This is a genomic window from Bacteriovorax sp. PP10 (genome assembly GCF_035013165.1).
Classification (GTDB): domain Bacteria; phylum Bdellovibrionota; class Bacteriovoracia; order Bacteriovoracales; family Bacteriovoracaceae; genus Bacteriovorax; species Bacteriovorax antarcticus.
In genome coordinates this window covers 625,156-636,464 of record NZ_JAYGJQ010000002.1, presented here as the reverse complement: position 1 = coordinate 636,464, position 11,309 = coordinate 625,156, and the positions used below count along the sequence as shown (strand labels likewise).

General features: G+C 38.5%; 11 protein-coding genes. 1 reads left to right on the top strand and 10 read right to left on the bottom strand.

Annotated features, from left to right (window positions below; genetic code table 11):
• Entirely contained in the window at window positions 1–3,156 is a 3,156-nt protein-coding gene (gene ileS / locus SHI21_RS12980) for an isoleucine--tRNA ligase (RefSeq protein WP_323577023.1), read from the top strand.
• Between the two features lie 26 nt (window positions 3,157–3,182).
• On the opposite strand, the gene SHI21_RS12975 is transcribed toward ileS, so the two are convergent.
• The 10 genes from SHI21_RS12975 to SHI21_RS12930 form a co-directional block, all read right to left on the bottom strand.
• A complete protein-coding gene (locus SHI21_RS12975; RefSeq protein ID WP_323577022.1) occupies window positions 3,183–3,452 on the bottom strand; it encodes a helix-turn-helix transcriptional regulator in 270 nt (89 codons plus the stop codon).
• Window positions 3,442–3,717 (bottom strand): type II toxin-antitoxin system mRNA interferase toxin, RelE/StbE family, encoded by a 276-nt coding sequence (locus tag SHI21_RS12970; RefSeq protein ID WP_323577021.1) that lies wholly within the window; start codon window positions 3,715–3,717, stop codon window positions 3,442–3,444. The genes SHI21_RS12975 and SHI21_RS12970 overlap by 11 nt, the downstream gene beginning before the upstream one ends.
• A 194-nt stretch (window positions 3,718–3,911) precedes the next feature.
• Complete coding sequence (locus tag SHI21_RS12965; protein WP_323577020.1) at window positions 3,912–4,352, bottom strand: hypothetical protein; 441 nt, start codon at window positions 4,350–4,352, stop codon at window positions 3,912–3,914.
• A gap of 66 nt (window positions 4,353–4,418) precedes the next feature.
• On the bottom strand, window positions 4,419–4,811 hold the full coding sequence (locus tag SHI21_RS12960; protein ID WP_323577019.1) for a MerR family transcriptional regulator: 393 nt from the start codon (window positions 4,809–4,811) through the stop codon (window positions 4,419–4,421).
• Between the two features lie 81 nt (window positions 4,812–4,892).
• Window positions 4,893–6,077 (bottom strand): cyclopropane-fatty-acyl-phospholipid synthase family protein, encoded by a 1,185-nt coding sequence (locus tag SHI21_RS12955; RefSeq protein ID WP_323577018.1) that lies wholly within the window; start codon window positions 6,075–6,077, stop codon window positions 4,893–4,895.
• A complete protein-coding gene (locus tag SHI21_RS12950) occupies window positions 6,067–6,825 on the bottom strand; it encodes a DUF1365 domain-containing protein (RefSeq protein ID WP_323577017.1) in 759 nt (252 codons plus the stop codon). The genes SHI21_RS12955 and SHI21_RS12950 overlap by 11 nt, the downstream gene beginning before the upstream one ends.
• On the bottom strand, window positions 6,819–8,075 hold the full coding sequence (locus SHI21_RS12945) for an NAD(P)/FAD-dependent oxidoreductase (protein WP_323577016.1): 1,257 nt from the start codon (window positions 8,073–8,075) through the stop codon (window positions 6,819–6,821). Before SHI21_RS12945 ends, SHI21_RS12950 begins: the two co-directional genes overlap by 7 nt.
• Before the next feature lie 129 nt (window positions 8,076–8,204).
• Entirely contained in the window at window positions 8,205–9,062 is an 858-nt protein-coding gene (locus SHI21_RS12940; protein ID WP_323577015.1) for a carbon-nitrogen hydrolase family protein, read from the bottom strand.
• Window positions 9,056–9,637: a GNAT family N-acetyltransferase gene (locus tag SHI21_RS12935; RefSeq protein WP_323577014.1), complete on the bottom strand. Its 582-nt coding sequence runs from the start codon at window positions 9,635–9,637 to the stop codon at window positions 9,056–9,058. The genes SHI21_RS12940 and SHI21_RS12935 overlap by 7 nt, the downstream gene beginning before the upstream one ends.
• 5 nt (window positions 9,638–9,642) lie before the next feature.
• On the bottom strand, window positions 9,643–11,238 hold the full coding sequence (locus SHI21_RS12930; RefSeq protein WP_323577013.1) for an Rne/Rng family ribonuclease: 1,596 nt from the start codon (window positions 11,236–11,238) through the stop codon (window positions 9,643–9,645).
• Window positions 11,239–11,309 lie beyond the last annotated feature (71 nt).

Genomic DNA, 11,309 nt, shown 5'->3' with positions numbered 1-11,309 from the left:
GTGTCAAATGATGTCAATACCGAAGTAAATGAATCGGAGAATACCTCTTTTTCTTTCGTTAAGAGCGAACACAAGATTTTGGATTTTTGGAAAGAAAATGAAATTTTCAAGAAGTCGCTAGATCAAACGAGAAAAGGTAAACCCTATATTTTCTATGATGGGCCTCCATTTGCAACAGGTCTTCCTCACCACGGTCACCTTCTCGCTTCAACGTTAAAGGATATCATTCCAAGATACTTCACGATGAAAGGTCGCTACGTTGAAAGACGTTTTGGTTGGGACTGTCATGGTCTTCCAATCGAACATCAGATCGATAAAAAATTAGGTATGTCTGCTCAAGATGCAGTTAAACAACTTGGTGTAAAAGGTTACAACGATGAGTGTCGCTCAATTGTTCAACGTTTCACTTCAGAGTGGGAACGCACAATCACAAGAATCGGCCGTTGGGTTGATTTCGAAAACGATTACAAAACAATGGATCCAGAATTCATGGAATCTGTTTGGTGGGTTATCGGACAACTTTGGGATAAAGATTTAATCTATCAAGGAACAAAAGTTGTTCCTTTCTCAACAGCATTAGGAACAGTACTTTCAAACTTCGAAGCAAGTTCAAACTACCAGGACGTTCAAGACCCGGCGGTTACTGTTCTCTTCAAAGTAAAAGACCAAGACTTCCATATCGCTGCATGGACGACAACTCCTTGGACACTTCCATCGAACCTTGCTCTATGTATGGGTCCGGAAATTGAATACGTAAAAATTCACGATAAAGATAAAGACATTAAGTTCATCATCGCAAAAGAGCGAGTTGAAGCTTACTCGAAGAAAAGAAACTATGAAGTTCTTTCAACTCACACGGGTGCTGAATTAAAAGGTCTTCGTTACGAGCCATTGTTTCCATACTTCAAAAAAGATGCAGACGTTGGAGCCTTCGTTGTATTAAACGACGGATACGTTACAACAACTGACGGTACAGGTATCGTTCACATCGCTCCTGCATTTGGGGAAGACGATAATCGTATTATGAAAGAAGCGGGAATTTCTGCTCTTGAGTGTCCGGTAGACGACGCAGGAAAGTTCACAGCAGAAGTCACAGACTTCGTTGGTGTTCACGTTAAGACTGCTGATAAAGACATTATCAAAAAATTAAAAGACGAAGGGAAACTTTATGATCAAGGCGTTCTTGTTCACAGTTACCCATTCTGCCCACGTTCAGATACTCCATTAATCTACAAAGCAATTCCATCTTGGTATGTAGCTGTAGAAAAAATCAAAGACCGCTTATTAGCTGCGAACGCTCAAATCAACTGGACTCCTTCTCACATTAAAGAAGGCCGCTTCGGTAAATGGCTTGAAGGTTCTCGTGACTGGTCAATTTCAAGAAACAGAATTTGGGGAACACCGATTCCTATCTGGATCAACGATAAAACAAACAACAGAATTTGCATCAGTTCAATCGATGATCTATACCTTCGTACAGGAACAAAAGTTACTGACCTTCACAAAGAAAGTGTTGATGACTTAACGTTTACTCACGAAGGTGAAGAAGGTGTTTATAGAAGAATTCCAGAAGTACTAGACTGCTGGTTTGAGTCTGGTTCAATGCCATACGCTCAACTTCACTACCCTTTTGAAAATAAAGAAATGTTCGAAAATGGATTCCCAGCTGAATTCATTGCTGAAGGTTTAGATCAAACTCGTGGATGGTTTTACACTCTAACAGTTTTATCGGCAGCTTTATATGACAAGCCCGCTTTCAAAAACGTTATCGTTAACGGTCTGGTTATGGCCGAAGACGGTAAAAAAATGTCTAAGAGTTTAAACAACTACACGCCACCAGAAAATTTAATGGAATCATTCGGTGCTGATGCTTTAAGACTTTATCTAATCAACTCAGGGTTAGTAAAAGGTGAAGAGCAACGCTTCGTGGACTCTGGTGTAAAAGACATGGTAAGAAAAGCACTTCTTCCATGGCAAAACTCATTCAAATTCTTCCAGACATACGCGGAAGTTGATGGATGGTCGCCAGTTGAAAACTTCAAAACTTCAGACAACATCGTTGATAGATGGTTATTATCTAACCTTCAAACAATGAAGAAAAATATTACAAAAGAAATGGAAGAGTATCACCTGTACAACGTTGTACCGGCCCTATTTACTTTCATTGAAGACTTAACAAACTGGTACATCAGACTTAACCGTGCTCGCTTCTGGGGAGACGGCCTTAACGATGATAAGTGTGCTGCCTACTCGACTCTGTATACAGCTCTAAGAGAGCTTACAATTTCAATGGCACCATTCACTCCATTCTTCTCTGAACACGTATTCCAAGAGCTTCGTAAGATGAATAAAGCTGAACCACTTTCAGTTCACCTTTGCTCTTACCCAATTGCTGACGAAACACTAATCAACAGCGACCTTGAAGTGGCCGTTGGAAGAATGCAACAGATTATCCTTCTTGGAAGACAGAAGAGAAATCAAGTTCAGATTAAAGTTAAGACTCCGCTTAAGCGCTTAACGATCATTCACAAAGATGAAAAATTACTTCAGGAAATCAATAAACTTTCTGAGTACATCCAGACTGAACTAAACGTTAAACACATTGAGCTGTCTCACGATGAATCTAAATTCATCAAGCTATACGCTAAAGCGAACCTTCCTCTTCTAGGTAAAAAACTTGGGAAAGAAATGGGTAAATACAAAGCACTAATTGAAAAACTAGACGGTGCTGCTTTAATCGAGCTTGAAGATGAAGGGTCACTGATGATCGAAGATGTAAAATTCTTCCCGGAAGAGATCTTAATTTTTAGAGAAGCAAAAGAAGGGACAGAAGCGATGAGTAACCGCTTTATCTCGGTTGATATTGATACGAAACTTGATCAGACTCTGATTGATGAAGGGACTGCGAGAGAGATCTCAAGTGCTATTCAAAAACAAAGAAAGACAATCAACCTAAAAGTTGACGACAGAATTAATATTGATTTTAAAGGTAACGATAAATTCAATGAAATTATGTCGAGCCCGACTCACTCGAAGTATATCCAGGATCAAACGTTAGCTCAGGCAATTAAAGCTCAAGCAACTCTTTCTGGATTATCGGTAGAAGTGAATATCGATGATGAAGTGGTTGGCAGTTTTGTTATAACGAAAGTTTAAAAAAAGGGAGCTTCGGCTCCCTTTTTTTATATATGAACTACTTTTAGATTTAGCTTTGCTTTATTAATTTGATCTTGAAGCGCAAGCTTAACTAACCATTCTGCTGGAAAGCCTAACTTTTTCGCAAACTTCTGACATAATTTAATACTTACATTGTTTCGATCATTTTCAATATCACTTAATCTTTGCTTAGATATTCCAAGACATTTTGCCATCTGAGCTTGAGTAAGTTCTTCCCCTAAACGATGACTTTTTATAAATAATGCCAATCCTAAATTCGGTTTTTTAATAGTCATGTTTATTTACCTCTAATATTTCAATAAGGACTGCATACTCACACGGCAGCTCTTGATAAAATAATCTGTACCCTTTTGATAGTCTGACAGATCGCTGCCCCTTTCTTTTTCCATGAAGAGCTTCATCATTAAAGCCTGGATACTTGCGGGACATAACTGGCCCCACATCATCTATTAAATCTAGCCAAAAAAACATTTTTGCTTGGATATGCTTTGGTAATTTCTCAATGTTTTTTACAGCTTTTTTTGTGTAGATAATTTCCAAGCCACACCTCAAAGTACGTATTTTTTACGTACAAGTCAATATCAACTAAGAAATAGCACGGAGCCTAGATGGGCTTAGTCTTTAAGTATTGGATTTTAAAATATGAAATATAGATGGAGATCAAAAAATGATAAATGGACAAAAAAAATGCAGCCTAAGCTGCATTTTAAATCTTAAAAATTTTATTTGAAGAACTATTTAGGATTAACAACACATTCAACAGTTTCAACACTGCGATCTCTATTAATCGTCACTTCACTCGACACCACAACATACAAACGATTTATACCAGCATTAACCGTTCTCACAATCTTCTCAACATAAGCGTTTCTAGAAGCATCAACATAATAACGATCAGTCTGAATAAACTCTTGCTTATAAGCTCTGAAAACAAATTCAGACCCGTCTTTAATTACTTTTGTAGTTTTATTTTTGTCATTAGTTGCTGAAACTAAAAGTGCTTTTGCAGGAAAGTTAACTTCATTAACATTCACTACGCACTCAACGCCTTTATCGTCATGTCCTAAGTAGCTACCTACTGGAAGAACCGATAAAAAAGAATCCACAGATCCAAGTTCAGCACCAAAAGAAGAAATCGAAAGAATCATCAATGCAGTTGCAATTAAAGTTTTCATAATACCCTCCAAAATTAGGGACAAGTTACCTTGTCCCCTAATTTCAGTCAAAGAGTATCGACTTCCTTAATGTAAATTTAACTTTTGAATATCATCCTGGCCGTTGATCACAATGATCTTTCTAACCTGATGATTTCCCAGGGCACGAATGACGTCTTCTTCAAGATCAGAACTCGTCACCAGGACCACAATATCGGCCTCTGGAGCGGTTTTATTGGCCGCAAATGACTTGGATAACTCACGCAGTTCTGGAAGTGCCTGATCGATGATTTTTGAAGGTCTATAACCTTCTTCCATCAGCTTCTTTACCAGCTTTAATTTTTCAATGTCGTCGCTCGTGTAGACTCTTTCGCCTTTTTGATCGCGCTCAGGTCTTGGGAAAGAATAACGGCGTTCCCACATTCTAAGTAAATATTTACTTATGTTGGTTTCTTTTTCTACAACGTTGATTGGAAACATGTCAGTACCTTCCTTTTTTATTGAAATCTGTGACAAAAACAACAATTACATAGACTCACAGCAAACCCCCTTGAGATTTTCTTATCTTTTCTCAAGCACGATCTGTGCCACATCAATCCTGCGTGATAAAAAGCCTGCTTCACAGTAAATGTAATAAAAGTCCCATATCTTTAAAAAAGCGTCGTCAAAACCGATTTGTTTTACCTGTTCATACTTCTCTTTAAATTCTTTTCTCCATAAATTAAGTGTTTGAGCGTAATCTAATCCGAACTTATAAAAGTCCTTAATCTCTAAGTTGTTTTTTACTGAATACTTCTCGAAAACCTGCGGAGCTAGTACCATTCCCCCAGGGAAAATGTACTGTTGGATGAAGTCTGTTGATTTTCTATAGTTATCAAATAAATCATCCACAATATAAATTGATTGCAGCATTGCTTTCCCGCCAGGACGAAGTTTGGCCTCAATCATGTCGAAATATTGCTCCCAGTATTCTTCGCCAACAGCTTCAATCATCTCAATCGAGACAATGTGATCATAGGTACCTATCTCATCGCGATAATCACAGATTTTAATGGTTACTTGAGTATCTAGCCCCATTTTACGTACTAGGTCTGTGGCATATTGGTACTGCTCTTGTGACAGTGTGAGGCAAGTTACCTTGCACCCCGTCTGAAATGCGGCCATTGTCGCAAATGCTCCCCATCCACAACCTACTTCGAGAATATGGTCCGTACTCTTAGGTTTGAGCGTATCAATGATTCTTTGGTATTTATTTCTCTGAGCTTCTTCAAGAGACTCATCTGCGTGTTTAAAAATCGCCGCAGAATAAGTCATAGTTGGATCGAGCCATAATTTATAAAAACTATTTCCAAGATCGTAGTGAGCTTCAATATTTTTCTTACTCCCCTTTCTTGAATTTCCTCTAAAAAGATGGCGAAGACGATAATAAATCATCCCGAAGAAATTTCCTCTGAATACGGCCTCCAGTGCACTCTGATTTTCAATACACAGAAGCAGTAATGCCGTCATATCCGGTGAATCAATCATGCCATCGCGATAAGCTTCTGCTAGACCGATATCTCCACTTGCCACAATTTTAGAAATGGCCGCATAGTCATGAATAATTAATTCTCCTCGCCTGCCTGGTATTTTTCCGTGATAGTCTCTCTTTTCACCATCAGGCATAACCAAAGCAAAGTGTCCGACCTGGATCTGGTCCATAATCTTTAAAAATAATTTTGTTTTAAATGAATGTTTACCCATCATGACGTACTTCCTTAGATAATATTTTCTCTGGTGGCGGTGGATGAGAAAAAAACTGTGCCTTTTTAAAAAAGAGCTTTACTGCTTGCCAATGAATTCTTCCCATCACAACAAAAGTCATCATGGGGTATTTAAAAAACATTTTTAATAAATTTTTCGTAGAAAATTCTCTACTGTGAACTACATTTAAAGTGCTCTTGAAAAAATAATCATTCTCTTTAGGATCAAAATAATTGATCACAACACTCTTTGGGGTAAAAGAAAACTGATACTCACCTTCGATATCAAAAAATGGCGATACATGAAAAACCTTCTGCATGGTGATTCTTTTATATTCAGAAAATCCTTGGAGCAGATAATAGTGTCTATCACCAAAAGTATTATTCACTTCTGATAAGATGGCCTCAAGTTTGTCTTCCAGATCATAGATGTACCAAAAGCTCACCGGATTAAACCCGTATCCTAAAATACGAGGAATGGTCTGCAGGACAATCTTCCCTTCTGCTTTAATCCCTTCAGCATTTAATACCTCTTGAATTTTTTGCTTTAAAGGCCTGTCACTTCCATCGAGGTAATCTTTGAAATAAAAAGAAAACAAATTAAAGCGATTAAAGGAAAATAACGGACTCTTCAATTGTTCGATTTCATCCAAGGGAAATTTTAAAAGAAAAACATTATATAAAAATTTGTGATTAAAGGGCTTCAGCCTCTCATGGTAGACCGCCCCTTCAACAATATAATTGTTTACCATGGGATTTTCGCTCCCAGCATTTTTGCGACAGCAATGCCGGACTTTAAACCATCTTCATGAAATCCATACCCGCACCACGCTCCCGCAAAGTAAGTATGATTTTCTCCCTGAATCTCAGATAACATTTTTTGAGCATCAATCGCCTTCTGATCAAACAAAGGATGATGATAAATAATAGTCTTAATTGTTTTTGATGGATCTGGAACTCTTACCGGATTGAGTGTCACAATAATGGGGACTTTAAAAGGAAGCGGCTGCAGTTTCGAAATTAAATAACTCACGGCCACTGCTTGCTTGCTATTAGCATCCGTCTCACTAAAATAATTCCACGCTGACCAGACATTCTTTGAATCCGGTAAGTGTGATTCATCGTAATGCAAATAAGCGATATTCTCCGAGTACTCAACTTTTCTTAAAATTTGTTTTTCAGCAGGAGTTGCATCCTGAAGAATACTGGCCGTTATATCAGTATGGGTCGCAAAGATAACCTTATCAAAAAATTCAGTTCTCTGTGTTGTCACGACTTCAACTTTTTCACCACGTCTTACTGCAAGTACCGGCTCGTTGAGAAAAACACGCGGTAGATCTTTAGCTATCTTCTTAACATATTCACGCGAACCATTTTTAATAGTTCTCCAGACAGGCCTGCCTTCTACCTGAAACAAGGAATGGTTAATCCCGAACTGAATAAAATTCTCGGCCGGAAATTTTTTCATGTCTTCAGTTGATGTTGACCAGATCGCCGCTCCCATGGGAATCAGGTACCAGTCACAAAACTCACGTGAGTATTGTTTTTCATGTAAGAGTTCACCAAGACTTAATTTCTTATGGCGTGATTCTTCCAGGTAAGCATGAACATTTTTATTAAAATGCATGATATCTAAAATCATTTTCCAAAATGAAGGGCTTATTAAATTTTTCTTTTGAGAAAAAACTGTTCTTAAATTTGTTCCGGCCCATTCAATTTTTCTCTCGCCTAACTTCACACTGAAAGTCATATCAGATTCAATCACCTCGACATTCAGCAGTTTTAAAAAAGCAATCAGGTTTGGGTATGTGTTGGGGTTGTGAACAAGAAAGCCAGTGTCCACTGGACTCGTTACTCCATTTAGCGTTACGTCGACTGTGTTTGAATGACCACCAAGGTAATCCATAGACTCAAATAAAGTCACTTCATGGCCTTCTGTGCGGTTTAATAACCATGCACTCGATAAGCCTGAAATTCCTGATCCAATAACGGCAATTTTCATTATAAATTCCTAAGGGAGAAAGAAATTAAATCCTCTTAGAATTTATAGCATTAATGTATTCGGTTTTTGTTGAGACAAGGCGTAGACAGCGCTCGTCCAACCAGTGTCAAAGCCCTTAATTTAAAAAGGTTATCTTAAAGCTTTGATCTTTTGAAAATTAAAAACATGGCCATTTTTTCGTACGTCTTCAACCAGTTTTGTGTTGATTTCAGCGTAAACCCATTGCGGAACATTTAACGTTCCCTGAACAATAATTCCATCGTCAGGAAAACCTAAATCACATGTCGAATAAATTGCGGCCATTCCAGTGTTTTTATCGATGGCCTCTGAATAATGAACCATCCCGACTGTTTGAGAAACGACAACATAAAATTGATTTTCAAGTGCGCGAGCGCGAGCTCCTACGTGGATACGGTTCATCCCTGCCAAACCTTCTGTGCATGATGGTGCCACTAAAACTTCCACACCTTCAGCTGCAAGTTCGCGAGCGAAATCCGGAAACTCAACATCAAAACAAATGGAAATTCCCACTTTCACGCCATCAACATCAAATGAGTTTAAAACCTTCTCTTTTGGTGTTGAAACCATCCACTGCTCATCTTCAAAGCGAGTCATCATCTGTTTATCCTGATAGCTGTAAAGCCCATTAGGATTGATTAAAAAAGCGCGGTTCACAAAAAAATCTGGAGTTTCTAGCCATGGAAAACTTGGGGCCACAATATAAACGTCGTACTTCTTGGCAAGTTCAACATAAAGCTGGATGAATTCATCTCTAAAATTTTGAATGTCACTTAATTGCTGAGCTAAATTTTTTTGAACTTCTTCTGATAAGAGCGAAACTAACTCAATTGATCCATACTCGGGGAAAACTAATAGCCTGGCCCCATTATCACTTGCTTCTTTCACCCATTTTTCTACGCTGATTTTAAAATCTTCAAGCGAGTTATGAGGACTAAGTAAATACTGAGCTGCTGCTATTTTTAACATTGTTTCATCCAATAGATCATAGGCTTTAGTGTTTCTTCAATTTCTCCGATATCCGGCCATGAGAACTCACTTCTTAATTCATTATGTTTGGCGTAGCCACGTTTCTTCCAGAACTCATCAAGCGGACTATAATCAGCTGGCATCATTGGATGACCTGCCGGTCTCTCCACTGCACAAAAACAAGTCGTATGAAAACCAAATTTTAAAGCGGCCGATTCTCTTCCTTCAAAAAACTTATGACCAATCCCCTGACCTCTGTACTCTTTTAAAAGAACACTCTCACCGAAATAGTAAATCTCAGTGACATCTATCCCCGCATCTAAAAACGGTTTTTGAATGTAGTCTGCTTCATCACGAAGAGGAATCGCTGTTGCGGCCCCAACGAGTTCATCGCCGTCAAAAGCAGCGACGATTACACTCTGGGTACTTGATGTATAAATTTTCAGGTAATTTTTTTCGTAATCAAGACTGCCTTCATAAAGATAAGGGTAATCACGAAAAACTTTTATGCGGAGTTCGGCAAGCTTGGGGATGAGAGCTAAGATGTCTTTATAATAAAAACTCTCAACTCTCATAACCTTTAATACTCTTGTGGAAAAATTTCGTATTGTTCGATGTGGTAGTTGTTTTCAGAACGAATCTGAATCGACTTACCGTGAGCTTCTTCAAGTGTATCGATCAAATCAAAGTCTTCGCCAGTTAAAGTCGCCGTCACCTCAGGGTGAGCGTAGATTGAAACTTTTGTCCCTTTTGATTTAGCCAGTACCTTGTTTAGTTCACGAATCAGTTCATAACAAACCGACAACGTAGACTTCACTCTTCCCGTCCCTTCACAGTAAGGACATGGCTCACACATAATGCGAGATAAAGTGTCACGTGTTCTCTTACGAGTCATCTCAACCAGACCAAGGCCTGAAATCGGAAGTACGTTAGTCTTTGCTCTATCTTTCTTCAATGCTTCTAGTAAAGCATTGTAGACAGTAATTCTATTTTCTTCTTTTTCCATATCGATGAAATCGATAATGATGATCCCACCGCAATTTCTTAAACGTAACTGGTAAGCAATCTCTTTAACTGCTTCAAGGTTCGTTTTCAAAATCGTCTCTTCGAAAGTTTTTCTTCCGATGTATTTACCAGTATTAACGTCGACAGAAACAAGAGCTTCCGTTTGATCGATGTTAAGTGATCCACCTGATTTCAAGAATACTTTGTTATCAATCGCGCGCTCTACTTCTAAATCAATCCCGAATTTTTCAAAAATAGGAATCGACTCATCAGCATAGTGTTTGAACTTTCCTTTCATTGTAGGAAGGAACTTCTGCACGAACTTTTCAGCTTCTTTTAAATTGTCTTTTGAATCCAGGATGATTTCATCAACATCTTCATCCGTAATGTCACGGAAGACTCTTTGAATGAAACTTAAATCCTGGTGAACAACAGTTGGAGCTCTTACCTTCTCAGCTTTCTTTGAAACATCTTTCCAGATCTTCACTAGCATATTGAAGTCGAACTTTAGTGTCTTATAGCTTTGTCCTTCTGCAACTGTACGAGCGATAACTCCAGTTCCTTCCGGTCTTACTGTTTCTAAAATTTCTTTTAAACGTTCGCGCTCTTTTTCGCTTTCAATTCTTCTTGAAACACCAGTGTGCTCAATGAATGGCATGAATACGATATGTCTTCCGGCGAAAGTGATGTGTCTGGTAACACGCGGCCCTTTAGTTGAGATCGGCTCTTTTGCCACCTGAACTAAAATTTCGTCTCCTTCCTTGATGAAAGATTCAATACTCACATCCGGACGAAAGCGCATGTTAACGGCTTCTGATAAAGTTGAAAGCTCGTCTGGAATAATTTCTCCAAGACGGTCTTTTCCTTCCAGAGACTTTTTACTTTTTTCCGCCATATCTCGTTGTTCTTCGATAGTCGGAATGTAAGCGTCGTCTACATAGAGAAAAGCTGCTTTCTCATAACCAATATCAACGAAAGCTGACTGCATTCCGGGAAGAACGCGCACAACTTTTCCTTTGTAGATATCCCCTACAAACGGAAAATCGACATGATTATTTTCTGGGTTATGGTGAAAAGAACGCTCCATTAAAAAATCGAGAATTTCACCGTTCTCAATAAGAGCTGCCCGACACTCATTGAGTGTCTGGTTGATAATTAACTGTTTGGCCATGATAAATCCTTTAAATCTTACAAATCTTATTCAGGATACCTTATGAAGAACGAAGATACAAAGGAGGAAAA